This is a genomic window from Streptomyces griseofuscus (genome assembly GCF_014673495.1).
GTDB classification, from domain to species: domain Bacteria; phylum Actinomycetota; class Actinomycetes; order Streptomycetales; family Streptomycetaceae; genus Streptomyces; species Streptomyces murinus.
The window spans coordinates 347,381-372,536 of the sequence record NZ_CP051006.1 but is presented as its reverse complement, the minus strand read 5'-3'; the positions used below and the strand labels follow the sequence as shown (position 1 = coordinate 372,536).

Sequence of the window (25,156 nt, the reverse complement as noted above, 5' to 3'; positions counted from 1 at the left end):
TCTTTCGCATGCCGGTGACGCATGCTCTCGCCGTCCGGAACTTCAGGCGCTACCTCCTCGGACAGCTGGTCTCCAACATCGGCACCTGGATGCAGCGCGCCGCCCAGGACCTCCTCGTCCTCCACACCACCGGCAACAGCGGCAGCGCGGTCGGCATCGTGACCGCGCTGCAGTTCCTGCCGCAGACCCTGCTCGGCCTGACCGGAGGCGTTCTGGCCGACCGGTACTCCAAGCGAAGGACCCTGCTCCTGACCCAGACGGCGATGGCCGCCCAGTCACTTCTCCTGGGACTGCTCACGGTCACCGGAACGGTGAACCTGCTGTCCGTCTACGTCCTGGCCTTCGCCCTCGGCACCGCCACCGCCGTGGACGGTCCCGCCCGCAACGCCTACATCTGCGAACTCGTCTCCCACGAGCGCACGGCCAGCGCGGTCAGCTTGAACGCCGCCCAATTCAATATGGCCCGCAGCGTCGGCCCGGCCCTCGCCGGCCTGGCCGTCGCAGCCTTCGGCACCGGCCCGGTGTTCCTCCTGAACGCCGCCTCGTACCTGGCCGTCCTCTACGGCCTGATCACCATCCGTAACGACGCACCGGACGCCCCCGCCCGCCCGCGAGCTGGCCCCACCCGGGCGCGCGACGCGCTCCGTCACATCGCCACCACCCCGGAACTGCTCCTGCCGATCAGCCTCATCGCCTTCGTCGGCACCTTCGGCCTCAACTTCCAGGTCACCATCTCGCTCGTCGCCGTCACGGTGTTCCACACGGGCGCCGCCACCTTCGGCTACCTCTCCGCCGCCTACGCTCTGGGCAGCCTCCTCGGAGCGATCTACTGGTCCAACCACCCCAAGCCCCCCACCGCACGCCGTCTGACCTCCACCACGATCGGCTTCGGCGCGCTGGAAGTCGCGCAGGGCCTGATGCCGGGCTACAGCTCGTTCCTGATCCTGCTGTTCTTCACCGGAGGCGCCGCGGTGACCGTGACCACCACGGCCAACGCGCTGATCCAGCTCCATGCCGACCCACATGTGCGGGGCCGCGTCCTGTCCGTCTACTTCCTCGTCCTCCTCGGCGGCACCCCCGTCGGCGCCCCGCTGGTCGGTCTGGTGTCGGATACCTTCGGCTCCCGTTCCAGTCTGATGCTGGGCGGCTTCGTATCGCTCATCACCGCTCTCGCGCTCTCCGTCTCGTTCGCGAGCCAAAGCCGACGGCGTCTCCGCATCACGGAACCGGCACCTGTGACCAGCTCACCTTTTGCTTCAGCCCAGTCGAAGGGAGAGCGGCAGCCCGGCCTCTGACCCATTCGGTCGTCGCCCGAGCGGTGCGGGCCGAGGGCCCGCAGGCAGATGCCGAGACCGGAGCGGCGGCCTTCGAGGTCAAGTCGGATGCGGCAAGTGTCCGGAGTGCTTTGCCCACTCGCCAGGGGGCGGCTGCACGGGTAGTGCGGGCGCACCTTACTCTTACAACATGTAGGAGTTACCGGGGAGCGTGAGCGCGCTCCGGCAGACCCCGAGGGGGCACTCCGTGGGCGGCCCTCTCGGCGCCGACGGGGCCGGGCCCTCGGCTGAGGAGTGGCGAGAATGAGTGAACACCGGCGCCGATCATCGGGGAGGACCGTACCGTCCGGCTCTGACGGTACGCACAACGGCGGCCGGGCCGCGGCGCGCAGGGCTGCGCCGTCCCGTCGGCGCGGCCTGATGGACTACCCGCGGGCCGGCCGACGTGGTCTTCGGCGGTGGCTGCCGTCGTGGAAGCTGGTGTCGGGCACCTTCCTGCTGTTCGTCGCCGGTCTGCTGGGCTTGTTCGGCTACGCCTACGCCACGACGACCATTCCGGGTGCGAACCCCGACACCCAGGCGCAGAGCAACACCTTCTACTGGTCGGACGGCTCGGTGATGACCACGCAGGGGGCGACCAACCGGCAGAACGTCGACCTCGCCCAGGTGCCGAGGCTGGTGCAGTGGGACTTCCTCGCCGCGGAGAACGCCACCTTCTACTCCGATCCGGGCGTCGATACGCAGGGCATGCTCCGAGCCGTTTACCACATGGCCACGGGCGGTGAGGTCCAATCGGGGTCCACCATCACCCAGCAGTTCGTGAAGAACACCTACCTCAGTCAGGACCAGTCGGTCTCCCGCAAACTCAGGGAGATCATGATCTCTCTGAAGATCGGCCGCCAGATGTCCAAGCAGCAGGTCCTCCAGGGCTACCTCAACACCTGTTACTACGGCCGGGACGCCTACGGCATCGAGGCCGCGGCCCGCACCTACTACCATGTGCACGCCTCCCAGCTGACCGTCAGCCAGGGGGCCTTCATCGCCGCGACGGTCAACGAGCCGAGCCTGTTGATGCACGCGGACACCGACCCGCAGGCCAAGGCCAAGGCCAAGGCGCGCTGGACGTACGTACTGGACCGCATGGTCAAGATCCACAAGCTCACCGACGCCCAGGAACAGCAGTACCTGGCGGCCGGGTTCCCCACGCCCAAGCCGTACACGCCGTCGGCGGGAATGGCCGGGCAGGCCGGTTACCTGGTGCAGACCGCAGAGAAGTACGCGGAGGCCCATGGGTCTCTCACGGACCAGCAGCTTGGCCGGGGCGGCTACCAGATCTACACCACCTTCGACAAGAAGAAGGTCAGCGCCCTGTCGACGTCCGTCACCGCGATGGAGCGCAAGCATCTCGACCCGCAGCGCCGCTCGGCCGACAAGGACGTCCAGGTCGGCGCGGCGTCGATCGATCCGTCCACCGGCGCGATCGTCGCGCTGTACGGAGGGCCTGGCTGGAACAAGGGGCACTGGACGGACAACGCGGACGCAACCGGCGTGCCGGTCGGCTCCACCTTCAAACCCGTCGACCTGGCCGCCGCCCTCGACCACGGCGCCGTCTTCTCGCCCGGGCAGCCGGCCGCACCGGTCACCCCGGACTCGAAGTTCGACGGCGACGACGGCATCACCATCAAGAACCGGCAAGGCCAGGAACTACCGGACGCTAAGGACCCCACGGGGCTCCTGCACCAGCGCAACGACGTTCCCACGAGGTGGGGTTACATCACCCTGCGCAAGGCGATGGAGCAGTCGGTCAACACGCCCTATGTCCAGCTCGGCGAGTACGTCGGCTACGACAACGTGGAGGGGGAGGCCCTGAAGGCGGGGCTCCTGCGCACGACCTTGCAGTACGACACCCCTGGCTTCTACATCGGTACCTCCACACCGTCGGCCATCCGGATGGCCGACGCGTACGCCACCTTCGACGATGGTGGGGTCCAGCACGAGCCGTACTCGGTCACCAAGGTTGTCGCTGACGGCCGGCAGCTGCCCGGCTTCGACAAGCCCAAGGGCATCACGGCCATGCCCGCCTCGACCGCCGACACCGTCACCGACGTCCTGCGAGGCGTCGTCGAGCACGGCACCGGTACCAACGCCCAGGCGCTGGGGCGCCCTGCGGCCGGCAAGACGGGTACGACCGACGACTACAAGTCGGCCTGGTTCATCGGCTACACCCCGCAGCTGACCACGGCCGTGAGCATGTTCAAGGAGGACCCGAAGAACGCCGGCCTCCAGTCGATGCAGGGTGTCGGCGGTTATGCCAAGGTCTTCGGCGCCGACATGCCCACCGAAGTATGGACCGGGTATATGACAGCCGCCCTTCGGGGACAACCCGTGCAGCAGTTCCCGCCCGCACCGCAACTGAGCCAGAGAACGGACGAATACGGCGCGCCCTCGCCCACCCCCTCCGCCACCGCGGCCCAGAGCACACCCCCGGCCACCCCGACCGCGCCGGCCACCCCGACCCCCACCACCGAACCGTGCCACGGGCACGGGAAGCACTGTGTCAGTCCGAGTCCGACCGACACCGCCGGAACCACTGCCGGTACCGGCGGCGGCCTCCTCGGCGGCACAACCGGCGGCAACACCGCACCCGCGCCGACACCGACGGCAGGTACACCGACGCCGACAAGCGCCCGCGGTCGGCCCTGAGGGGACCCATGGCGGTTCGGCGTTGCCCAACTCGCCAGCGGGAAGGGGTCTGTACGGTCTCGGGTCTGACTCTGTATCTGCCTCACCCCTGCCCCTTCGCCGACGGCACCCCACACACCGCACACGGCACCGCGTCCTCCAGGGTGCGGGCCGTGACCACGGCCACCGCCGTCTCGATCGCGAACGGCTACTCGACACCACCACCGACGGGCCGGACCTGTTGGCTGGACAGACTCACCACACTGTGCCCGGCCCCGGCCCCGGGGACGCCGTGTTCGCGCAGGGGGCCAACCTGCCGGCCGCGTTCCTGGCAGGTGCCGAGGATGCGGGGCAGCGCAGCGGGGGTGGTACGCCAGGAGCCGGTGGCGGAAGTGCGGTCGGAATCGTGCAGCAGGATGGTGCCGCTACCGGGCAGGTCCGCCAGGACGGTGTACTCGACGGATCGACGGCTGGCCTGCCGGTGGTGTCGGCCACGGCGTCGCGGGTCGTGCGAGGTCGTCGTAGGCGGCGCGGGAACCGCGGAGCAGCAGTGGGCGGTGGTGCCAGCCGTGGACGGCGATCTCGTGCCCGGCCGCGGCCATGTCCTCGGCCGGCTCCGGTGAGCGGGCCAGGACAAGTGGTAGGGGCCGCCGTCGAAGGTGAGCGCGATGTGATCCGGCCGGCCAGGCGCGGCATGGCCACGTCGCGCAGCGGCCCGAACGCGGAGATCACGGGTGCCGCGTGCGATGCCGCGAGCACGGACACCGCCGCTGCCGAGGCGGGAGTCGTGGCACGGGCGAGAGGAGCCGGGGTCATCGTCCGTCTCCATCCAGGTGTCGGGCGACGGCGGTGAAGCGGGCGGGCGTCTCGTTGTAGGCGCAGGCCGGCCGGGGCGGCGACGCCCAGACAGGCCGTGGCCGCCACGGTGACGGCCGTCAGCGCGTTCCGTCGTTGGCCGGAGAAGCGCCTCACCGCCGGCTGTACGTGCGGCGTGGGCTCTTGCCGGGCTCTGGCGGCGATGGCGGTTACCGTTCCGGGAGCCAGGCGGTGCAGGCCGAGTCCCACCGCGCGCTGGGCCCGGCCGCGGTCCGTGGAGGAGGCTCGCCGGCACCGGGCCGAGGTCCGCCGGGTCGCGTATCCAGGCCGCCAGACCAGCATTTTCCAGGTCGTGCTCGATGCCGCCCGCGCGCAACTGCTCCACGAGAGCCTCGTCGCGGTACCGGCACAGGTCAGAGGTGCCGCTCTCCACGCTCCGGACGGCCGGGGTCGGCACAGCGGCCGCGCGGTCCGTGCCCGGGGTCATCGTCGCGGTTGGTCGGCGCGGCGGTGGTGCCGGCGTGTGCCGTGCACAGTGCCCACTGCGCGCTGTCCAGCATCCGGTCGCTCTCCGAGGCGGCGTTTGCCAGGCTCGCGCAGCAGACCGCCAGCAGCAGGCCGCCCGCCAGCAAGGGCAGGCTCCGGCGGGCGGGCGGCGGGGCCAGCAGGGCCCGTACCCGCTGGGGCACCAGCCCGCCGGTCGCGGCCAGGGCGGCGGGACCGGACACACCGGCGGATGCCAGAGCGGCGCGGCCCACGGCGTGAGCGACGACCGTACGGTCACCGACCCGCTCGGCGGCCTCCTCGTCCGCCCAGCGCTCCAGGACGAAGTCGCCCGCGACAGCCACCGGCCGCAGCAACGGGTTCAGAGCGGACGTGAGCCGCCACACGCTCTGGAAGACGTGGTGACGCCCGCGCAGATGCGCCCGCTCGTGGGCGAGCAGCGCCTCGCGCTCGCGGTCACCGAGGCAGCGCAGCATCCCGCGGGAGACGACGATCCGGCCCGGTGTCCCGGGCAGTGCGAAGGCCACCGGCACCTCGTCATCAAGTACGGCCAGCTCCGTGTGCCCGGGCAGTTCGGCACACTCCCGTCGGGCCCGGAGCAGGTGGTGGCCCTGCCGGACGGCGGCCACGCCGAGGGAGATGAGGCAGACGGCGAGTACCAGGGTGCTGACGGCCGCGACCAGGGCGTAGACGGGGTCCTGGGAGCGCAGTGCGGACACGGACCAGCGGCCCTCCTCGGCGACCTGGGGGATCTGCGCCACTTCGGTGAAAGCCAGCAGGGCGAGTGATCCCGCCCAGCCTGCCGCCGTCACCAGCGCGGCACAGGCCAGCGCCGGCGCGGCTGGGCGCGGGGGCAGCCGGCGCGCCACCGGGGGAGCGAGCACGGCGAGTGTCACCGTGACGAGGAACGGGATGTAGACGCTGATCAGCACCGGCTCAACGCTCCCCGGGTGAGCGTCGGTTGTCGGGCAGTATGCCGTCATGCCCAGAGAGCAACTGGTGCAGCAATCGCTCGTCCTGTTCGGACAGTTCCGAGACGAAGCGCGCCAGCACCGCCTCACGGTCCGAGCCACCCTTCAGCAGGGAGTGCATGCGCTGGGCGGTGTGCGACGCCTCGTCGCGGACCGGTTCGTAGGCGTAGCCACGGCCCTCGCGGTGCCGTGCGAGCATGCCCTTGTCATACAGCCGCGACAGGATGGTCAGCACGGTCGTGTAGGCGAGGTCGCCTCGCAGCCGCCCGCGGACGTCCCGCGCGGTCAGCGGCCCGTCGGCCGCCCAGAGCGCGGCGAGCACATCGCTCTCCAGTTCGCCGCGTGCCCGCCTGCCGGATGCCTCGTGGGCTTCCTCTCCTCCCTGGCCCGCCACCTCGCCATCCGCCTTCCCTCGCCGTCGTTGCCCACAGGCTACCCGCCCACCTCCTACTTGCCGTAGGACGTGTCCTTGCGCGAAACCGCCAGGTAGCCCGCGAAGCAGGCGATGGCGACCGGACCGAGGCCGCCGCGTGCGTCCCCTCGGCGAGGGATGCGCCGAGGGGACGGGTGGTGACGTGACGTACGCCGTCCAGAAGGCAGGCACGGCGGCCAGGACGCCGAAACGGTGGGCGAGTGCGGGAGCGCGGATCGCCGCGGCGAAGAGGACGACCGAGCCCAGGTAGCCGTCCGGCGGTCGCGGAGAGGTCGCCGGCTGCGGTGTCGAGGGCGGCCTCAACACCGTCCTTCGCTTCTCCCGCGCCACCGAGCCGGAGCAGCTGCTCACCGGTGGCAAAGCCGCCCCACCAAGCCCCAGCCGGTCGGCCCTCGGCTGCCATCCGCCCACACTGTCACTTCTGGTGCATGAATTTCACTTCACTGATCGTCGCCGACGCCGAGCCTGAGGGCAGGGTGAAGCGGTCGAGCCCGAAGCCCCGCCGGGGGCGGGCACAGCCCAGCCACACCGGGAGCGGAAGCCGCTGCGGGCCTCGCGGACTGCGCTGACCAGGGAGGATGGAGAAGTTTCGCTGGAGTACCTAGGGTCTACGCGTGGCTTTTATTGTGGTGTGTGAGGATGACGCAGCCGTCCGTGACGTCCTCAAGCGTGCACTCGAGCACGACGGCCATAAAATCGCAGTCGCCGCTACGGCGGAGGACCTGCTGCGGCAACTCGAGCCGGTCCCTCACCTGGTCGTCCTGGACCTGGGGCTCCCGGACGCCGACGGCCGCGATGTCTGCTTGGCGCTGCGCGCGCGTGGGGTCGACGCCCCGGTGCTGATGCTCACCGCTCTTGATGGCATGCATCACAAGGTGGGCGGCTTCGAGGCGGGAGCCGACGACTACATGACGAAACCGTTCGACATCCCGGAGTTGCTGGTGAGGGTCCGCGCCCTCCTGCGCAGAACAACCGCGACAAGTCCACCGACGGGCGTCGTCCTCGATCCGGCGAAACATGTCGTGGTCTACGGTTCGACAAGCGAGAGCCTGACGCCGACCGAGTTTCGGTTGTTGGGCAGACTCATCGCCTCGCAGGGCGACGCTGTACGCCGCCACGCCCTCGTCGCCGCCGGTTGGCCGCACGGCGCGCAGGTCAGCGACAACACCCTTGACTCCTTCGTGCGCCGGCTCCGGACCAAACTCGGTGTGCTGGGCGTGGCCGATCGCCTGGCGACGGTCCGTGGGGTGGGCTATCGATGGGAGTGACCGGCTTCCGTGGAAGGGTCGTCGCGCTCGCGGCTCTGATCGCGACCGCGGTGGTCGCAGTGCTGGTGGTGGTCTCACACGTGTTGCTGAGCCAGGTGACCGACGCCGACGCGAACGCTCTGGCGCGTACACGCGCAGAGGCGGTGGCGGCGAACGTGGCCGTACGCGATGGCCACGTCGTGCTGATCGAGAGCGGCAACGAAGCGCTGGACACGGTCTCGTGGGTGTATGCCGATGGGCACCTCATCGACGGGATCGTGCCGGGCGGCGTCCTTGACCGCGTCCATGCGCTCGTCGCCTCCGGGCGGTCCCAGACCACCACGGTCGGCAGCCACCTTCTGTATGCCCAGCCGATCCGGCTCGAAGGCCACCACGTCATGGCGGTCGTGAGGGTGGATCTGACGCCGTACGAGACATCGGAGCAGCGCAGCCTGACGATGTCGCTCGTGCTGGGCGGCATCTCGATCCTGCTCGCAGGCGTCGTCGCCCACGTCGTGGTGGGTCGTGCGTTGGGAGTGGTCCATGAAATGGCCGCACTCGCCGACGACTGGGGCGAACACGAACCCGGGCGCCGATTCGACCTGGGCGTTCCTCGCGATGAATTCGGGGAGCTCGGGCGAACCCTCGATCGTCTGCTTGACCGCGTGGACAACGCGCTCGCGGACGAACGCCGGCTCACCGACGAGATCGCCCACGAATTGCGGACGCCTTTGACGGCCCTGCGGGGCGAGGCGCAGTTGGCGCAACTTTCCGGTCATCCTCTGGCACCGCAGACTGTTCTGACCGAGGTCGACCGTCTGAACACGGCGATCACGACGATTCTGAGTTCCGCCCGGACACGGATCGATGGCGGTACCCGTTGCGATCTCAGGGCGGCGGCGCGCCAGGCGATCGCTGGTCGCTCCATCGAACTCGCCATCCCAACGAACGTCGACGTCGCCGTGGCGACCGAGGTCGTCGTGGCTGTCTTGTCACCCCTGCTGGAGAACGGCCTGCGGCATGCGAATTCGCGGGTCTGGGTCACGGCGAGCGTCCAGCCCCAAGGGGTCGTGACCGATGTCCTCGACGATGGCCCGGGGTTCGATCCGGCCGAGGTCGACCGGGTCTTCGAAGCGGGCGTGACCAGCGGCAACGGGCACGGGTTGGGGCTGGCCGTGGTAAAGCGTCTCGCCGCGTCCGCGGGAGTGGCGGTCCGTGCGATCGCGGGTGGTCACGGTCGCGTCGAGGTGACCTTCCCATCGCCGGGGGCGCTCGCGCAGTCAGGTTGAGTGCAGGTTGGCCGAGCCAACCTCGTCGCATGACAATGACAGGCGAGACCCGCACGCGCCGCGGTGGGCGGCTGATGCTGAACAAGGTTCCCGAGGTCACCATCTGGTTCTGGGTGATCAAGGTCCTGTGTACGACCGTCGGTGAGAGTTTCGCCGACTGGATCAACATGAAGCTTGGCGTCGGCCTGGTGAACACGGCCTGGATCTTCACCGCGGTGTTCGTGGTGGTTCTGGGCATCCAGCTGCGGCTGAAGCGGTACGTCCCGTTCCCTTACTGGCTGACCGTGGTCGTCGTCAGTGTCACGGGCACGCTGTACACCGACATCCTGACCGACCAGCTCAACGTGCCGCTGTGGATCAGCTCCGCCGTGTTCTCGGTTCTGCTCGCCGTGGTCTTCGGCGCGTGGTGGCTGCGCGAGCGCACCCTCTCGATCCACTCGGTGACGACGCCCTCGCGCGAGTCGTTCTACTGGCTCACCGTTCTCGTCACCTTCGCGCTCGGCACCGCGACCGGCGACTGGACCCTCGAGCTCACCGGCTGGAGCCCGGGAGCCTCGGTCCTGCTCCCGCTCGGCCTCATCGCGGCGATCACGCTGCTGTGGAGGTTCGGCGCGAACCCGGTGCTGTCCTTCTGGCTCGCCTACATCCTGACCCGACCGCTGGGCGCGAACATCGGCGACTGGCTCGCCTCCCCGAAGGTCGCTCAGCCGGGCGAGCCGACCGGCCTTGCGCTGGGCACCTTCACCACCAGCCTGATCTTCCTCGGGCTGATACTGGCGACTGTCGTCTACCTGACGGTGACGCGCTCCGACGTGACCGGCACCTACGAGACCACGCACACCCCGTCGGCCGCCGCCAACCCGCGCAGGGAGCGCATCGCGCTGGCGGGCTTCGGCCTCCTCGCCGTCGCCACCGGGGGCCTGCTGGTCTGGGCTCACAGCCAGCCGCACGTCGGTCCGGCCCCGGAGACCGACGCCACCTCCACCGTTCATCTCGCTCCTGGCCAGGCCGTGAAGAAGTTTCCGGCCTCGAAGGTCGACGCGCTGAAGGCACTGGCATCGACCTCGCTCAAGGATGCGCGGGCGGGGAACGCGGGCGGGGCTCACGCGGCCGCGCAGTCGCTGCGCGACCTCTGGGACGCCGACCAGGCCACGCTCCAGCCGCTGGACAACACCGGCTGGACATTCCTCGACGCCCAGATGGACCAGGTCCTGAAGACCTTCGGCATCGACCACCCGAACCCGCCGATGTCGCCGACGCGACAGGAAGCCGAACTCCGCACCCTTCTCACCGATATGCGCTGACGGAGCTGATCGGCGGCGGCTCCCCCGAGGCCGCCGCCGCTCACTCTCTCCCGGGGCACCGCATCCGTGGTGCAAGGGCCGTCGACGTGCCGACCCGGGACCAGGTGCCGCCCGAGCCGCGCCGGTTGCGCTGGAACATGGCGCGCGAGGACCGCGAGCGCACTCCGTCCATCCACAGCGTCGACACCATGGGCCGCGCGTCCTTTTACTGGCTCGCCGTCCTGCTCGCCTTCGCTCTCGGCACCGCCCTGCTGTTCCGGATCGCGTCGTCCTCACGCGCCCGCCCGGTGCCACAGCGGGTGACTTCCTCACGGAGCCGGTCGCCAAGAGCTGTTCGCCCATTGGTGAACGAGGGTGAGGGGCCGGTCGTCGCGGACGTGTGAGACCGAGGGTGCGGTGGAGCGTAGTACTGCGGTACGACCCCGCGGACGTGGATCGGTCCCGCGGTACCACCGGATCGGGGTGTTTCGCCTCCTAGCGTGGTCGGTGAGGCGTCAAGGGCGGTAGACGGGCGCCGGTTCCGACAGGGAGAGGCGCGCATGATCGACGCACAGCAGCTGACCAAGCGGTACGGGGAGAAGACGGCCGTCGACGGGCTGGACTTCGCCGTGAAGCCGGGCACGGTGACGGGCTTCCTGGGGCCCAACGGCGCGGGGAAGTCCACGACCATGCGCATGATCGTCGGACTCGACGCCCCGACCAGCGGCTCCGTCACGGTGAACGGAAGCCGCTACGCCCGCCACCAGGCGCCGCTGCAGGAGGTGGGGGCGCTTCTGGAGGCCAAGTCGATCCATCCGGGCCGCTCGGCCTACAGTCATCTGCTGGCGCTCGCGCTGACGCACGGGATTCCGCGGCGCCGGGTCGACGAGGTCGTCGAAATGGCGGGGCTGGGCAGCGTGGCGAAGAAGCGCGCCGGCGCCTTCTCCCTCGGCATGGGGCAGCGGCTCGGCATCGCGGCCGCCCTGCTGGGCGATCCGCAGACGGTGATGCTGGACGAGCCGGTCAACGGGCTCGACCCGGAGGGCGTGCTCTGGATCCGCAACCTGCTGAAGGCGCTGGCCGACGACGGACGGACCGTGTTCGTGTCGTCTCACCTGATGAGTGAGATGGCGCTGGTCGCGGACCACCTCATCATCGTGGGGCGCGGGCGACTGCTGGCCGACACCACGGTGGGAGACCTGGTCCGGGAGGCGGGCGGCGACACGGTGCAGGTGGCCACCCAGGAGCCGGCACGACTGCGGGAGGCACTGGCCGCTCCCGGGGTCGAGATCACGGGCCGGGCCGGCTCCGAGGAGCTTCAGGTGACCGGGGTGAGTGCCCGGGAGATCGGTCTGAAGGCGGCCGAGCACGGGATCGCCCTGTTCGAACTGACGGCGCGGACCGTGTCGTTGGAGGAGGCGTTCATGAACCTGACCAGGGATGCCGTGGAGTACCACGGCTCAGCTGCCGTCGAGACCCTTGAGACCGTCGGGAGGACGGCATGAGCACGCTTACCGCGACCGTCGAGACGTCCCCGGCCGCCCCGGCTCGCCCCGCCTACCGAGTGACAGGACGGCGTGTGCTGGCCTCGGAGTGGGCCAAGCTGTGGTCGCTGCGCTCGACCTGGATCACCCTGGGCCTCGGCCTGCTCTTCCTCGTCGCCTTCGGACTGATCGCCGCGAACCACTACACGTCCGGCATCGGCTCCCCGCACCGGGACCGGGACTTCGCCACCGCGACGGCCGTCAGCCTGTCCCTCTTCGGTACCAATTTCGCCCAGCTGGCCCTCGGTGTGCTCGGCGTGCTGGTCACGGCGGGGGAGTACTCCACCGGCATGATCCGCTCCACGCTCGCGGCCGTGCCGCGCCGGCTGCCGGTGCTGTGGTCGAAGGCGGCCGTGTTCGGGCTTGTCGCGCTGGTCGTCGGCACCATCGGCGCGTTCGTCGCCTTCGGGTTCGGCAGCGGCATCGTCTCCGGCACCCCCGCCGCGATGGGTATGACGCACCCGGGAGTCGTCCGCAGCCTGCTGGGCGCGGGCCTCTACCTCGGTCTGGTCGGCGTGATCGGCACCGCCCTGGGTGCGCTGCTGCGGTCGGTGGCCGGCGGGATCTCGGTACTGGTCGCCTCCCTGATGCTGGTCCCCGGGCTGATCTCCCTGCTGCCCAGCTCCTGGCAGGAGAACATCGGCCCCTACCTGCCGAGCAACGCGGGCGAGTCGATGTTCGCCCTGACCCACGACTCGACCACGCTGGCGCCGGGCGCCGGGCTCCTGGTCTTCCTCAGCTGGACGGTGCTCGCACTGGCGGGGGCGGCGTACCGGCTGGTGCGCCGCGACGTCTGAGGACCTGCACCATGGTCAGGTGACCACCTTGACGACGACCTTCTCGGCCGGGGACACCGGCGCGGCGGGACCGCCGGCCGCCCGGCTCGTCCGGGCCGGCCAGCGGCTGCGGCAGGCGGACCGCGCTCATCCGTGGGTGCTCGACACTGCGGTGGCGGCGCTGGTCTTCCTCATCTTCTGCCTGCCGGACCTGCTCCACCACGGCGGCGCGGGGGACGGGGACGGCGACGGCCGGCACAGGTTCCGGTTCGCCTTCACCCAGCTTCCCCCGGCGGCCGTGCTGGCCCTCCAGGCGGGTCTGGTCCTGCCGCTGCTGTGGCGGCGGCGCCGGCCCATGGCGGCCTTCGTCGCCATCGCCGCCGTCTTCGTCCTGCAGTGGTCTTTGGGGGCCGCGCTGCGCGCGGACGTCGCCCTGTTCGTCGCCCTGTACAGCCTGGCCCTGCACGGGCAACTGCGGCGGCTGCCGTGGGCCGGCGCGGTGATGGCGGCGGGAATGGTACTGGTCGCGGTACGTGTGTCGCCGGCCGTGTCCGTCTGGGACGCCCTGTTCTTCCTGCTGAGCACGGCGACCGCGGCCCTGGCGGTCGGTCTCACGGTGCGGACCCGGCGGGCGCAGCTCGCGGGGCTGCGGGAGCGGGCGGCGCGGCTGGAGACGGAACGTGACCAGCGCATCAGACTCGCGACCGCCACCGAACGCGCCCGGGTGGCCCGCGAGATGCATGACATCGTCGGCCACAACCTGTCCGTCATCATCACCCTCGCCGACGCCGGCGCGTACGCCACCGACACCGCTCCTGAACGTGGCAAGGAGGCCCTGCGACTCATCGGCGACACGGGCCGGACGGCCCTCGGTGAACTGCGGCGGGTGCTCGGCGTCCTGCGCGAAGCGTCGGACGGCGCCCGACAGACACCCGAACTCAGCCCGCAGCCCGGCCTCGCGGACATCGGGACACTGTGCGACGGCGTACGCACCGCGGGACTGGAGATCGTCTACCGGACCGTCGGCGAGGTGGACGCCCTGGACCGGGGCGTGCAGCTCACGGTCTACCGCATCATCCAGGAAGCCCTGACCAACACCCTGAAGCACGCCGGCGCCGGCACCCGGGTCAATCTCTCGGTCGTCGTCGAGGACGAACGGCTCGTCATCCGGATCCGCGACAATGGGCCGGCCGGAGACCCCGGACCATGGAATGAGGAAGGACACGGACTGGTGGGCATGCACGAACGTGCGGCGCTGTACGGAGGGACCGTGAGTGCCGGACCCGCGGTCGACGGGGGATGGGCCGTGGAGGCAGTCCTTGACCTGACTTCCCAGGCGGGTACCCGGTGACCACGGTGCTCGTCGTCGACGACCAGCAACTCCAGCGTTACGGCTTCCGGGTGTTGCTCGACTCCATTCCCGAGACGCAGGTGATCGGCGAGGCGGCGAACGGCACCGAGGCCGTGCGCAAGACCGCCGAACTGCGCCCAGACGTCGTTCTGATGGACGTACGGATGCCCGGCATGGACGGCATCGAGGCCACCCGCCGGATCACCGAGGCCGGGGGGCGTTCCCGTGTCCTCGTGCTGACCACGTTCGACGTCGACGAGTATGTGCACGCTGCCCTGCGGGCCGGAGCCAGCGGCTTCCTTCTCAAGGACGCGCGCCCCGAGGAACTCCTCGCCGGGATCCGTGCGGTCGCCGGCGGTGACGCGGTGATCGCGCCGGCCCTCACCCGTCGCATCCTGGACGAGTACGCCCGGCACGTGCCCCTCAAGAGGGGTGACCCCGGCAAGGACCCGCGACTGGCCGCCCTCACCGAACGCGAGCGCGAGATCCTCGTCGCCATCGGCAAGGGGTGGACCAACGGCGAGATCGCCGCCCGCTTCGTCGTGACGGAGTCCACCGTGAAGACGCACGTCGGCCGCGTCCTGGCCAAGATCGGTGCCCGCGACCGCGTCCAGGCCGTGATCTTCGCCTACGACCAGGGAATCGCCCGCCCCGGTGCCGGCTGACGGGAGAAGTGAGGCTGCTTGCTTCGACACGTCACAGCGGCGACAACCGCCGTCATGGCGAGCTCTTCCCCGGCGGCTCGCGTTGTCCGGGCGACCCCACGTCGGGGGCGGCGCGGACGTATGCCCTGCGCGGACAGCTTGCCGTCGGACTCCTGGTCACCCGGGATGATCCCGCTGGCGGGGGTCCTGAGGGTGAAGACGACCCGGTTGGCCTTCGCGCCCTTGGTGGTGCTGGGAACCTGGATGTCGAAGTGGACGGGGTGGCCGGGGCCGAAGGTCACCTTGGTGCCCTGCGAGCCGTAGGGCTTCGCGGTGACACCCTTCAGGGAGCTGTTGTCGTAGAACTTCACATCGCGGGGCGAGCCGCCCAGCTGGCAGGCGCTGGTCCTGGGGGCGGCGGCCAGCGTGACGCGGTAGTGGCGGTGCCCGGAGCTGGCGGCGTCCTGCGTGATCTTCGTCTTGAGGTTGGCGGGACGGCGCGCCGGAGCCGACCGGATGCGCTGCGGTGGACGCCTGCGCGACACCCTGGAGTGAGCCGGGTGACGATCTCTCGAAGCCGTTGCCACGGTGGACGGCTGTCGCCTGGGATCCGCCCAAAGGGAGGACTTGGCGGCCCATGTCCGCCCGACCGGGGGCCGGCTGTGGCCCGGGGCGCCTAGGCTGTCACCGCTACGGAAGGGCGGTGCCATGGATGAGGACTCCCGGACCAGGGCCGCGATCGAGGAGCATTGGCGGGCCTCGGAACGCGGGAACACCGATGTCGAGCACGCCATCTACGCCACGGACGCGATCCTGGACTACCCGCAGTCAGGTGAGCGGTTCCGGGGCCGCGCGACGATTTCGGCGCAACGCGGCGGACACCCGGCCGACCGACACTTCACCGTCCAGCGGATCACCGGCCACGCCAATCTGTGGGTGAGCGAGTGCGTGATCACCTACGACGGTGTGCCTTCGTACTCGGTGAGCATCATGGAATTCGCTGATCAGCACGTGGTGCACGAAACACAGTACTTCGCCGACCCCTTCGGAGCGCCGCCCTGGCGAGCCGCGCTCGCAGAGCCGATGCCAGGCCGAACGATCGCTGGAACCTGATTCCTGGCCTCGTTCGGGTCAGCCGACTGATCAGCCTGTCACTTTGTTGAAGTTCTAGGGACTGATGTCGTCGCGGATCTCCCAGCGGATCCGCAGGCGACGGAACCAGTGCAGGTGAGCGAACGCGCGCTCCACGACCCAGCGTTGGGTGCCGAGTCCGGAACCGTGATCGATGCCGCGGCGGTTTATCAGCGGTTTCACGCCGAGGTCCCGGACCAGTCGGCGGTACCTGTCGTTGTCGTATCCGCGGTCGGCCAGCATCCGTCTGGGCGGCGCCCGTGCCGACCGCGCTTGCCGCGCACGGACGGCACGGCTTGGAGGAGCGGCGATCCCGGTGTGCAGGACGATGTCAGGAGTTGTTAGATGCGTATCTCGGTCACACCCAGGGGACCGCATGGCGTCGGCTGCGGGACTGGACCGAGGCCGGCGTGGCCCTGCCTTCATGGGGCTCCCCAGGGCCGGTTGCGAAGGCGGATCGCCTGTCACACCTGTCTGGCAGGCTCCAGGCATGGAGATGACAGTGCAGCTGACGATCGACTGCTCCGATCCGCAGAGAATGGTGGCGTTCTGGGCCCGGGCCCTGGGCTATGTGCCCGAGCCCGCGCCGGACGGGCACGCCACGTGGCGCGCCTACTGGCAGGCGATGGGAGTGCCCGCGGAAGAGCTGCCGACCGGGGCCGGCGATATTCCGGAGTCGATCGTCGATCCGGCGGGTCGCGGACCGCGCGTGTGGTTCCAGCAGGTTCCGGAGCCGAAGACCGCCAAGAACCGGTGGCACTTCGACCTGAAGGTCGGTGGTGGCCGTGACGTCCCGCTGGACGTCCGCGCGCGGCGGGTCAGGGCCGCGGTGGACCGGCTGGTCGAGGCCGGTGCCACCGTGCTGAGGATCAAGGACGAGCCGGGCATGGGGCTCTACGCCGCGGCCATGCAGGATCCCGAGGGGAACGAGTTCGACGTCGTCTGAGGGCCGTTGCGAGGGGGCTGCTCACGGCCGCTTGCGCACGGCTGCGACCGGCACGGTCGCCTCGTAACGGACGGCGGGCTTGCTCGTAGCGGGTGGCGACAGCGCGATGTCTCCTGCGACGGTTGACGCCGCACCAGACCGCGTGGCGTTCGCGGTAGTCGGTCGGGTCGAAGCGCGGCGGCCGCCGCAGGAGCCGGGCTTCTCGCGGTCGCGTGCCTGGTCGGCCTTGTCCGGGATGACGCAGATCCCGCGGCGGCGCGGGCAGGCGCGGTTCTCGCGGGAAGCGTACGTCCTGTCGGCCCGCTTGCGATCGGGGCTGCTGTGACCGGGATGGTCCACCGTGACCGGAACGCGGCTCGCGGGACCGGCGCACGCGCAACGGCTGGTATTACCGGGGCACGCAGGAAGAGACGGCGCGCTCTGCGATCGACGCGTTCGTCTCCGCGCTCGAAGCCTCGGACAACAGCTATGCGACGGCCCTGCTCTGTCAGGCCCTGACCTCGGACGTGGTCTTCTGGGGGTCGTTGGGCCGCGGCGACGGAATCGCGGCGGTCGAGCGCTTCGTGCTGGACATCCGGCGCCAGCCGGCGGAGACCGGCACGATGGTGCGCTGCTCCGTGGTGGACATGCCTGACGAGTGGACCCGGGACCAGCGGGTCTTCACCACGCCTTACTTGTCCCTTTCGGCACTCCGGGGCTGCGGTTCGCGGTCGGTCAGGCCACGGCGTTGAGGGGGCGTTCGCCCCAGCGGACGCCCTTCTCGCTGCGAGTGCGGGCGCGTTCCTCGCGTCGGGCGGCACGGATTGCCTTCGGCGCGGCCGGGGTGTCGGAGGCGCCCTTGCGGTGGCGGCTGACGCCCACGGGCGGTCGTCGCCCACCCGGTCGGCCGCGGCCGCCTCCGCGCTCAACTCATCCGTCGGAGTCGGCGTACGTACGCCCTCGGGCGGCACGCCCCGTCCTCACCGAACCTGTCCCGGCGACCGTTCCGTACCAGCCGACGCGCGCCTGGTCATTGCCCTTTTCTTACGTATCGTCAGGAAAGAGGATCACCTCCTCTCGGCAACCAGCGGTACATCCGGATGTCACACGGGACCACCAGGGTGTCATGTCCATGGACTCGTTCATCTGGAGGTTCACTTGCTGACTATGCGACGTCCCCAACTGTCCTGGCCCAAGCGGCTCGCGGTGCTGATCGCCGCCGTCGCGTCCGTGCTCGGTGTGTCCGCGGTCAACGGTCCCGCCGCGAACGCGGCGGTCTACGGCTCCTGTAGCACCAGCGGATGCTCCGACGCCGCCTCGGCGAACTCGACGTGGTCCGATCTGGGCTATCCGACCGCTCGGGGCTGGTACGACTGGCCGGATGGCGAGTGCAGCTACGCTGGTGGCGAGTTCTACAACAACGACGGGCAACTGCCGTCCGGTGACACCTTCTACGAGTACGACGTCTACCCGCGCGCCTGCGGCGCTCATCGGGACGCCTACCGGATCGTCGTCGACTCGAACACCGGAGTGGTCTGGTATTCACCCGACCACTACACCGACTTCTACCAGCTCTGACATCCCAGCGAAGCCTGGCTGGACGGCCCGTACGGACAGCCGCAGCCGCCGCCGCGGGCCGGGACGTCATCAGGGACGGTCCTCCTGGGATCGTCCCTCGGCGATGTCCTGCCCGACCGCCGCTCGCGGCCCCGGGGCCCTGCCCGCCGGTCCCGCCCCCCACTCACAGTCGGCCCCATGCCTCGCGCCCTGGCCAGGGGGCCACCACTCCGCCCCGGCTCCATCATCTGCGGCCTGGTCTCCGACACGGCGACCAACACGGTGGCCGGAAGCGCGGCGGTGGGAGAGTGGCCGCATGTGCGGTCGATACGTCTCCACCCGCAGACCTCAAGACCTCGTCCAGCTCTTCCACGTCACCGACTGGCGTGCCGAAGAGACGCTTGCTCCGAACTGGAACGTGGCCCCGACCGACGACGTGTGGGCCGTCCTTGAGAGCGCCCCGCGCGACGGCGACGACGCCGGCCAGGTGAGCAGGGAGCTGAGACCGGTGCGCTGGGGCCTGGTGCCGTCGTGGGCGAGGGACGTCAAGATCGGCGCGCGGATGATCAACGCCCGTGTGGAGACCGTGCACGAGAAGGCCGCCTTCCGCCGTGCCTTCCTCAAGCGCCGCTGCCTGCTGCCCGCCGACGGCTTCTACGAGTGGCAGCAGGCCAAGGACCCTGCGACAGGCAAGGCCCGCAAGCAGCCGTACTTCATCCACCCCGAGAGCGACCAGGTGATGGCGCTCGCCGGGCTGTACGAGTACTGGCGCGACCCAGAAATCAGACAGGACGACGATCCCGCGGCTTGGCTGATGACCTGCACCATCATCACCACTGAGGCCACCGACGCCGCCGGCCGCGTGCACCCCCGCATGCCTCTCGCACTCACTCCCGATCACTACGACGCCTGGCTCGACCCCCGCCACCAGGCCCCCGACGAGCTGCGCTCCCTGCTCGATCAGCCCGCAGGGGGCCACCTGGACGCCCGGCCCGTCTCCACGGCCGTCAACAACGTGCGCAACAACGGCCCCCAGCTACTCGCGGAGGTCACCGAATAGCGATCGTCGAACCGCCCGGTCGGACTTCATGGTGGGTGCCGACGGCTCACGCCCAGCGGCCTGTCCAACTCACCCTCCCGATCCGGACGTTCGGGCCCTGCGCGTCATCTGGCCCGGCGTGGGCCGGACACGGTGTCCCGGACGCCCAAGGGCGCCCGACGCCTTCGTGGGCATGCGGGTCCGCCGGCGACGACGCGGCCGGCACCAGCGCCCTGGTCTTCACGCTGACCATCCGTCAGGGTGGGATCGGCGCGGTCGTCGGCGTCGGCGTCGAGTCGATGGCGCGTGTCGCCTACGGCTGCCGGGTCGCTGTACGGCTCACCGCCGTCGAACCCACCCGGACGGCCCTCGGCGACATGGGCCCGGTCCATGGCACCGGCGCGTGTGACCGCGCTGATCCGTCCCCGCGCCCGGCCTGTCCGACGGCAGACGGCCGGTGGTCCTGACCGTGGTGTCCGGCTCCGCACTGGAGACGGGCAGCGGCGAGCAGGCCACCCCGTGAGCTCCTGCGACGACATCTCCCCAGCCGTTTCCCGCTTCCTGCGCTCCTGGATCCCCCTGCGTACATGCCGGGTCAGACGACGGTCCAGCTGACCGACGCGCGAGACGCGTGGGCGCAGGCCCTAGTCTGATCCCCGTGAGGCAGACAGGCGCTCGGAAGGACCATCGGCGATGACGCCCCTGAGTATCGGGGACCCGGAATCCATCGGCGGGTACACCATTCTCGGCAGGCTCGGGGCGGGCGGCATGGGAGTCGTCTATCTGGGGGTCTCCGCCTCGGGACGGCAGGTCGCGGTCAAGGTCGCGCGCGAGCCCCGTGCCCAGGAGGAGGAGTTCCGGACGCGCTTCCGGCAGGAGGTCGCCGCGGCTCGCCGGGTGAGCGGTGCCTTCACCGCGCCGGTCGTGGACGCCGACCCGGAGGCCGACCGGCCATGGATGGCGACGCTCTACGTACCGGGGCTCAACCTGGCCGAAGTCGTGGAGCGGGACGGCCCGCTGAACCTGCGGGAACTGCGCGCGCTTGGTCTCGGGCTCACCGAGGCGCTGCGCGACATCCACCGCGCGGGTCTGGTGCACCGGGACCTCAAACCCCGCAACGTCCTGGTGACCGAGGACGGGCCGCGCGTCATCGACTTCGGCATCTCGCGTGCCGACGACCACCAGAACCTGACCACGACCGGGCGGATGATCGGCACTCCGCCCTTCATGTCGCCGGAACAACTGGCCGCTCCCCGGGACGTCACCCCGGCCTCGGATGTGTTCTCACTGGGGTCCCTGCTGGTGTTCACGGCCGTCGGCTCGGGACCGTTCGACGCCGACAGCCCGTACATCACCGGCTACCAGGTGATGCACGGGACCCCGGACCTCGACGGGGTACCCGACGCGCTCCTGGACATCGTCGAGCGCTGCCTGGACAAGGACCCGGCCGCCCGGCCGGACCTGACGGAACTGCACCGCATGATCGAGGCGCTGCCGGAGTCCGACGTCACCGGGTCCGCGAAGACCGAGCGGTCCGCGGCACCCGGGCCCCGCCCCGCTTCCCGGAGCGCGGCCGGCGCCCCGATGGATGCCGCGACCGGCAACGGAACCGGCAGGCGCCGCCGGACACGAGCGCTGCTCACCGGCCTCGGCGCGGGGCTGGCCGTCACGGCGCTGGTCGTCGGGGCGGGGGTCTTCGCGTCCGATGCGCACACCGGCGCCACCTCCGAGAGCGCCCCCAAGGCGTCCCTGCCCGACGGCTGGCGGCCGTGGCGCACCGAGCTGCGGGACGATGTGAACGGCGTCCCTCTCGACTACGACAGCCCCGGATGCGTGGCTGAGGACAGCGCCCTGTTCTGTGGCGGTACGGGCTTCACGGTCGCCAAGGTCGACGCCGCGTCCGGTCGCACCCTGTGGCGGACCGGCACCCGACCTCAGGGTGCGCAGCCGATCGGCGTTCGCCACGGTCTGGTCTACGTGTACGAGGACCCGGACGACGCGACCAGACGCGTGGTGGCCCTGGACGCCGCTACCGGGCACCAGCGGTGGCAACGCGGCATCAACAAGTCCGAGGTCGCGGTCCTTTACGACGGCGGGCTGCTGACCCTGTCCCCGGACAACGCGTCGTTCGTGGCCTACGGGCCTTCCGGCCGGGAACTGTGGCGGGCGCCCTCGCCGGACGAGATCTGCACTCCGTCGGCGCTGGGAGGCGTCCCCTACGCCATGTGCTCAAAGGGCACCGAGCCCGGCCAGGCCCCGGTCGAGCTGATGAGGCTCCGCCCCGGCAGCCTGACCGCGACCGCCACACTGCCCGAGAAGGCGGAAGCGCTCGGCGCTGTCGGCGGGCAGCCTCTGTTCCTCGCCCCCCAGACCGCGAAAGACGTGTACGAAGCCGGGTACGAACGGCCGTACAACGCGCTGCTGCGGGTCGTCCCCGAGACCGGGCAGATCAAACGGATACCGCTGGCGCATCCGTTGACCGGCGTGGCCACCCTTGTGGACCGCGTCGTCTACTTCGTCCGGTCCGACGGGTCGGTCACCGCCGTGTCGGCGGTCAGCGGCAGACAACTGTGGCGGAAGGTCACGGACGTGGAGAGTCTGTCCGCGCCCGCCGTGTCGGCCACATACAAGCGGGTCTATTTCGCCAACCGCTTCGGCCGTCTGCTGGCCCTGGACAGCCGCACCGGAGCGGAGGTCTGGCGCACCTCCGCGCTGGACGACCCCGGGGACAAGACGCAGGCCTATCCGCCGCGAGTGCTGCTGGTCAAGGACGCGATCGTGGCGACGGCCGGCTACACGGCCTTCTCCCGGAGTCCGAGCGGGCCCGCCCGACCGTCCTGATGCAATGCCGAGCACGGCGCTGGGCGCCGGCCACCGGGGCGGCCGCCTCTACCGGCTGCGCAGGGCCAGACGTCCGTCGTCGAAGAGAGCGAGCACGTCCAGGCGGATGGTGTCGACCTCGACGCCGTCCGCCTCGACCACCTCGCCGAACACCACGACCGCCCCACGTGAATCCGGTCAGTGGGCGGCCCGCGGGCTTGGATCGCAGAGAGAGCTCGCTCCACGCCCAGTACGGGCGGCCCCGGGTACCGGTCTCGCCCCCGTCCATGCCGTCATCGCCGTCGGCGGCTACACCCGCGCCTTCACCACCACGGCCGGCATCTCAGTTCCGGGTTCATGTGGCGAGGGCCGCGGCCAGTTCGCGTGGCCGGGCGGCGAACGGGCTGTGGCTGCCGGGCAGGGTACGCACGGTGAACGGGTTGCCGGGGAAGGCCCGGTCGGCTTCCGCGATCATCAGGTCCTGCGCGGCCGGTGCCAGCGCCCGGTCCTCGGCGCAGCGCAGGAACGTCCGTGGAATTCGTCCCCACCGTGCCGCGGTCAGGGCGACCGGAGTCGTCGCGATCGCCAGGGGCAGGTCAGGGCTCAGCGCGGACCGCCACCGGTCGAAGCGGTCCAGGGGGGTGTCGTGGTAGTGGGTCTCCCGTAGTTCGTCGAGGTAGGCGGGGTCCGGTGAGAGCGGATTGATCCGTACGGCGCCCAGGGCCTCGGGGTCGCCGAGGTTCAGGTCCTTGCCCAGCGCGGTGGCGTTCTCGGGTGCGCCCAGGTAGTCGTAGAACCGCGGCCGCCCGCCCGGGACGAACGCGGACAGGTAGACGATCCGGTCCACCAGTTCGGGCGCCCGCTCCGCGGCCAGGGAGGCGGGACCGCCGCCCGCGCTGTGCGCGACGAGCACGACAGTGCGATGGTGACGCACCTGGCGCAGGACGCTCTGTACGGTCTCGGCACAGTCGTCCATCGTCAAGGAGGCGAGCCGCGACCTCTCGGTCAGCAGGCCCGGCTGACCGGGCAGCAGGTATCCGGTGGGCAGGGGGGCGTCGAAGCCGTGCCCCGGCAGGTCGACGGCCACGCTCGCGGCGCCCAGTCCGGCCAGCACGCGCTGCGTCGCCGCCCACTGTCCGGAGCCGTGCCAGGCACCGTGCACGAAGACGAAGACGGTGTCGGTCAGAGAGACGTTCTTCATGGCTCCATTCCAGACAGGATCCACAGCGCCATCCATTCCTAGATCCGGTAGGCGGCTTGGCGATATCTCTGAGGTATTGCCAGCAGCCGAGGGGACGTCGACGAAGGGTGGGTCGTGGAGGCGACACCTGCGGTACGCGGTCGCTCTCGCCGCGCACGAACACTTGCGCCGGTCGGCCGGCGCGCTGGGCATCGCGCGGCCGCCGCTGTCCAAGCAGACCGCCGACCTGGAGCGCGAGGCCGGGGCCCGGCTTTTCGACCGCACCCGTCAGGGAGTGTTGCCCACCGCCGCCGGTGAGGCGTTCCTCGCGCGGGCACGCCGGGCGCTCGACGAGGTGGCGGCGGCCACGGTCGACGCGGGCCGCGCCGCGCGCGGCGAGACAGGACGCCTGCGCCTCGGCTTGATCGCCTCGGCCCTGCTCGACCTGCTGCCGGGCGTCCTGGGCCGGTTCGGTCGTGAACGGCCCGACGTGAGACTGGAACTGCACGAGATGGCGACCAGCCGCAGCGGCCCGGTTGACACAGCCGCTGATCGTGTCGGCCGGCGAGGACGAGCGCGCCGTGGTCGCCGGACTGCGCACCCTGCTCGGCATGGACTCCTCGGCTCTCAGCGGCGCGACCGTCGCGAGGGACGTACACACGATCATCGGCCTCGCCGCCTCCGGCTTGGGCGTCGGCCTGGGGCCGTCCCGCATGAGGGCGGTCCCGCGTTTGGGCGTGCGGTTCTGTGAGGTGACCCCGCGCAGACCCCCGCCCGGTCTCATCCTGTCCTTCGCGTCCCGCGATCACTCCCCGGTGCTGCGCGCCTTCCCCGACACCATCCGGAAGAACTGCCCCGACGTCGGTGCCGACTCGACGACCGGCTCCGGCCCCATACTGCGCACAGGTGACGCCGCGTCATGGAAGCGAGCCGCCGGGACGCGGCGTCGGCTCCCGGGACACCCTGGCGGACCGGATCAGCGCGGACTCGGCACGGGCGCGGGCACGGGAGGCGACGTGATGATGACAGAGCGAAGAGTGCGCGCGGTCCCGAGCACTCGGAACCGCGGCGCATGCCGAATCGGTTCGTCCACCGGTTGAGGGCGGCCCGCCTGACTCGTGAACGCAGATGCCCCAGGCTTCTGCCTGGGGCATCGCGCCGAGCTTCCCTTACGGCGGGCACAGAATCGCTGCCTTGGGTACGTCCGTCAGCGTTCCCCCTGCCGACGTCACGGGCGTCACCGGCCTCCTCGCCGACCGGGCCCAGGGACGAAGTCCCCGCGTGAGCACGATCTCGGCTTCGTCCTTCTGGACTGGGCCCTCACCGAGTGTGACCGCTTCGGTGACAGCCGAGGCGCCAAGGGTCAGTTGGCGTAGTAGGGGGTCAGCTCCCACGAGTTGCCGCCTTCATCCTCCATGCAGGCGAATCCCACGATCGTCCCGTTGGCCTGAAGGGCGTTACCCCAGTTGGTGCATTCCTGGAGGGGGCCCTTGCCGGGAATGTCCGCGCCCTGTCGCGGCGCCGCCTGAGCCGCGCCGGCAGCGACGCCGGAGAACGCCAAGACGCTGGCACCGACGACTACGGCCTTCTTGAGGGTGTTGCGCATTCTTCGCTCCATTTCGGTCTCTGAGCACAAAACACTTGTGTGCTGGGGGAGTTCCCCAGGAATCCGCAGTTCATCACACTGGAA

At 70.5% G+C, this 25,156-nt stretch carries 21 protein-coding genes and 3 pseudogenes; 17 read left to right on the top strand and 7 right to left on the bottom strand.

From position 1 onward, the window contains the following. Nucleotides 1–8: 8 nt before the first annotated feature. Nucleotides 9–1,295, top strand: coding sequence for an MFS transporter (locus HEP81_RS01785; RefSeq protein WP_037652188.1), 1,287 nt, complete (start codon nucleotides 9–11; stop codon nucleotides 1,293–1,295). Nucleotides 1,296–1,754: 459 nt separating this feature from the next. Continuing rightward, on the top strand, nucleotides 1,755–3,977 hold the full coding sequence (locus HEP81_RS01780; RefSeq protein WP_051849921.1) for a transglycosylase domain-containing protein: 2,223 nt from the start codon (nucleotides 1,755–1,757) through the stop codon (nucleotides 3,975–3,977). Between the two features lie 1,208 nt (nucleotides 3,978–5,185). Here HEP81_RS01780 and HEP81_RS01775 read toward each other — a convergent pair. Both HEP81_RS01775 and HEP81_RS01770 read right to left on the bottom strand, forming a co-directional pair. Beyond that, nucleotides 5,186–6,208 (bottom strand): M56 family metallopeptidase, encoded by a 1,023-nt coding sequence (locus HEP81_RS01775; protein ID WP_078967176.1) that lies wholly within the window; start codon nucleotides 6,206–6,208, stop codon nucleotides 5,186–5,188. A gap of 4 nt (nucleotides 6,209–6,212) precedes the next feature. Continuing rightward, nucleotides 6,213–6,641: a BlaI/MecI/CopY family transcriptional regulator gene (locus tag HEP81_RS01770; RefSeq protein WP_106979843.1), complete on the bottom strand. Its 429-nt coding sequence runs from the start codon at nucleotides 6,639–6,641 to the stop codon at nucleotides 6,213–6,215. 653 nt (nucleotides 6,642–7,294) lie between these two features. Between HEP81_RS01770 and HEP81_RS01765 the strand changes: the two genes are divergently transcribed. The 8 genes from HEP81_RS01765 (at nucleotide 7,295) to HEP81_RS01730 (ending at nucleotide 14,835) form a co-directional block, all read left to right on the top strand. Continuing rightward, nucleotides 7,295–7,948: a response regulator transcription factor gene (locus HEP81_RS01765; RefSeq protein WP_037652190.1), complete on the top strand. Its 654-nt coding sequence runs from the start codon at nucleotides 7,295–7,297 to the stop codon at nucleotides 7,946–7,948. Then, nucleotides 7,939–9,216 (top strand): sensor histidine kinase, encoded by a 1,278-nt coding sequence (locus tag HEP81_RS01760; protein ID WP_037652193.1) that lies wholly within the window; start codon nucleotides 7,939–7,941, stop codon nucleotides 9,214–9,216. Before HEP81_RS01765 ends, HEP81_RS01760 begins: the two co-directional genes overlap by 10 nt. Before the next feature lie 29 nt (nucleotides 9,217–9,245). Beyond that, nucleotides 9,246–10,520: a COG4705 family protein gene (locus HEP81_RS01755; protein ID WP_037652195.1), complete on the top strand. Its 1,275-nt coding sequence runs from the start codon at nucleotides 9,246–9,248 to the stop codon at nucleotides 10,518–10,520. 86 nt (nucleotides 10,521–10,606) lie between these two features. Next, nucleotides 10,607–10,903, top strand: a complete 297-nt coding sequence (locus tag HEP81_RS01750; protein ID WP_037652196.1) for a hypothetical protein — start codon at nucleotides 10,607–10,609, stop codon at nucleotides 10,901–10,903. A gap of 156 nt (nucleotides 10,904–11,059) precedes the next feature. After that, nucleotides 11,060–12,004 carry an ABC transporter ATP-binding protein gene (locus HEP81_RS01745; protein WP_037652198.1) on the top strand — a complete coding sequence of 315 codons (945 nt, stop codon included), beginning with the start codon at nucleotides 11,060–11,062 and terminating at the stop codon, nucleotides 12,002–12,004. Then, nucleotides 12,001–12,840, top strand: coding sequence for an ABC transporter permease (locus tag HEP81_RS01740; protein WP_037652201.1), 840 nt, complete (start codon nucleotides 12,001–12,003; stop codon nucleotides 12,838–12,840). Before HEP81_RS01745 ends, HEP81_RS01740 begins: the two co-directional genes overlap by 4 nt. A gap of 28 nt (nucleotides 12,841–12,868) precedes the next feature. Next, on the top strand, nucleotides 12,869–14,170 hold the full coding sequence (locus HEP81_RS01735) for a sensor histidine kinase (RefSeq protein WP_037652345.1): 1,302 nt from the start codon (nucleotides 12,869–12,871) through the stop codon (nucleotides 14,168–14,170). Beyond that, entirely contained in the window at nucleotides 14,167–14,835 is a 669-nt protein-coding gene (locus HEP81_RS01730) for a response regulator (protein ID WP_037652202.1), read from the top strand. The genes HEP81_RS01735 and HEP81_RS01730 overlap by 4 nt, the downstream gene beginning before the upstream one ends. On the opposite strand, the gene HEP81_RS01725 is transcribed toward HEP81_RS01730, so the two are convergent. Further along, nucleotides 14,799–15,359, bottom strand: coding sequence for a DUF4232 domain-containing protein (locus tag HEP81_RS01725; protein ID WP_063755199.1), 561 nt, complete (start codon nucleotides 15,357–15,359; stop codon nucleotides 14,799–14,801). The genes HEP81_RS01730 and HEP81_RS01725 overlap by 37 nt on opposite strands. Nucleotides 15,360–15,522: 163 nt before the next feature. Between HEP81_RS01725 and HEP81_RS01720 the strand changes: the two genes are divergently transcribed. Further along, the gene (locus HEP81_RS01720) at nucleotides 15,523–15,927 is read left to right on the top strand and encodes a nuclear transport factor 2-like protein (RefSeq protein WP_037652204.1); all 405 of its coding nucleotides are present in this window, start codon (nucleotides 15,523–15,525) and stop codon (nucleotides 15,925–15,927) included. 54 nt (nucleotides 15,928–15,981) lie between these two features. On the opposite strand, the pseudogene HEP81_RS41140 reads toward HEP81_RS01720, so the two are convergent. Then, a pseudogene (locus HEP81_RS41140) lies at nucleotides 15,982–16,253 on the bottom strand (transposase); the annotation flags it as partial. Nucleotides 16,254–16,435: 182 nt separating this feature from the next. On the opposite strand from HEP81_RS41140, the gene HEP81_RS01710 reads away from it, so the two are divergent. Together HEP81_RS01710 and HEP81_RS01705 are read left to right on the top strand one after the other, a co-directional pair. Then, a complete protein-coding gene (locus HEP81_RS01710; protein WP_037652206.1) occupies nucleotides 16,436–16,891 on the top strand; it encodes a VOC family protein in 456 nt (151 codons plus the stop codon). A 425-nt stretch (nucleotides 16,892–17,316) separates the two neighbouring features. Beyond that, nucleotides 17,317–17,562: pseudogene (locus tag HEP81_RS01705) on the top strand (nuclear transport factor 2 family protein); the annotation flags it as partial. Between the two features lie 43 nt (nucleotides 17,563–17,605). On the opposite strand, the gene HEP81_RS01700 reads toward HEP81_RS01705, so the two are convergent. Beyond that, nucleotides 17,606–17,752 (bottom strand): integrase, encoded by a 147-nt coding sequence (locus tag HEP81_RS01700; RefSeq protein WP_106979844.1) that lies wholly within the window; start codon nucleotides 17,750–17,752, stop codon nucleotides 17,606–17,608. A 285-nt stretch (nucleotides 17,753–18,037) separates the two neighbouring features. Here HEP81_RS01700 and HEP81_RS01695 point away from each other — a divergent pair, with 285 nt between their 5' ends. From HEP81_RS01695 to HEP81_RS01685, 3 genes are all read left to right on the top strand, one after another. Beyond that, complete coding sequence (locus HEP81_RS01695; RefSeq protein ID WP_037652209.1) at nucleotides 18,038–18,448, top strand: ribonuclease domain-containing protein; 411 nt, start codon at nucleotides 18,038–18,040, stop codon at nucleotides 18,446–18,448. Between the two features lie 295 nt (nucleotides 18,449–18,743). Further along, on the top strand, nucleotides 18,744–19,487 hold the full coding sequence (locus tag HEP81_RS01690) for an SOS response-associated peptidase (protein ID WP_037652211.1): 744 nt from the start codon (nucleotides 18,744–18,746) through the stop codon (nucleotides 19,485–19,487). A 672-nt stretch (nucleotides 19,488–20,159) separates the two neighbouring features. Next, nucleotides 20,160–22,307, top strand: coding sequence for a protein kinase domain-containing protein (locus HEP81_RS01685; protein WP_037652213.1), 2,148 nt, complete (start codon nucleotides 20,160–20,162; stop codon nucleotides 22,305–22,307). A gap of 334 nt (nucleotides 22,308–22,641) precedes the next feature. Here the strand turns inward: HEP81_RS01685 and HEP81_RS01680 are convergent, their stop codons facing one another. Further along, nucleotides 22,642–23,487, bottom strand: a complete 846-nt coding sequence (locus HEP81_RS01680; protein ID WP_037652215.1) for an alpha/beta hydrolase — start codon at nucleotides 23,485–23,487, stop codon at nucleotides 22,642–22,644. A 76-nt stretch (nucleotides 23,488–23,563) separates the two neighbouring features. On the opposite strand from HEP81_RS01680, the pseudogene HEP81_RS01675 reads away from it, so the two are divergent. Then, nucleotides 23,564–24,359: pseudogene (locus HEP81_RS01675) on the top strand (LysR family transcriptional regulator); the annotation flags it as partial. Nucleotides 24,360–24,829: 470 nt separating this feature from the next. On the opposite strand, the gene HEP81_RS01670 reads toward HEP81_RS01675, so the two are convergent. Beyond that, nucleotides 24,830–25,072 carry a hypothetical protein gene (locus HEP81_RS01670; protein ID WP_037652217.1) on the bottom strand — a complete coding sequence of 81 codons (243 nt, stop codon included), beginning with the start codon at nucleotides 25,070–25,072 and terminating at the stop codon, nucleotides 24,830–24,832. Nucleotides 25,073–25,156 lie beyond the last annotated feature (84 nt).

Bases quoted from the DNA above. Each gene is read 5' to 3' on its own strand.
- HEP81_RS01785 (WP_037652188.1), top strand. From the start codon at position 9: ATGCCGGTGACGCATGCTCTCGCCGTCCGGAACTTCAGGCGCTACCTC.
- HEP81_RS01760 (WP_037652193.1), top strand. From the start codon at position 7,939: ATGGGAGTGACCGGCTTCCGTGGAAGGGTCGTCGCGCTCGCGGCTCTG.
- HEP81_RS01755 (WP_037652195.1), top strand. From the start codon at position 9,246: ATGACAATGACAGGCGAGACCCGCACGCGCCGCGGTGGGCGGCTGATG.
- HEP81_RS01745 (WP_037652198.1), top strand. From the start codon at position 11,060: ATGATCGACGCACAGCAGCTGACCAAGCGGTACGGGGAGAAGACGGCC.
- HEP81_RS01740 (WP_037652201.1), top strand. From the start codon at position 12,001: ATGAGCACGCTTACCGCGACCGTCGAGACGTCCCCGGCCGCCCCGGCT.
- HEP81_RS01720 (WP_037652204.1), top strand. From the start codon at position 15,523: ATGGATGAGGACTCCCGGACCAGGGCCGCGATCGAGGAGCATTGGCGG.
- HEP81_RS01710 (WP_037652206.1), top strand. From the start codon at position 16,436: ATGGAGATGACAGTGCAGCTGACGATCGACTGCTCCGATCCGCAGAGA.
- HEP81_RS01695 (WP_037652209.1), top strand. From the start codon at position 18,038: ATGCGACGTCCCCAACTGTCCTGGCCCAAGCGGCTCGCGGTGCTGATC.
- HEP81_RS01690 (WP_037652211.1), top strand. From the start codon at position 18,744: ATGTGCGGTCGATACGTCTCCACCCGCAGACCTCAAGACCTCGTCCAG.
- HEP81_RS01685 (WP_037652213.1), top strand. From the start codon at position 20,160: ATGACGCCCCTGAGTATCGGGGACCCGGAATCCATCGGCGGGTACACC.
- HEP81_RS01680 (WP_037652215.1), bottom strand. From the start codon at position 23,487: ATGAAGAACGTCTCTCTGACCGACACCGTCTTCGTCTTCGTGCACGGT.
- HEP81_RS01670 (WP_037652217.1), bottom strand. From the start codon at position 25,072: ATGCGCAACACCCTCAAGAAGGCCGTAGTCGTCGGTGCCAGCGTCTTG.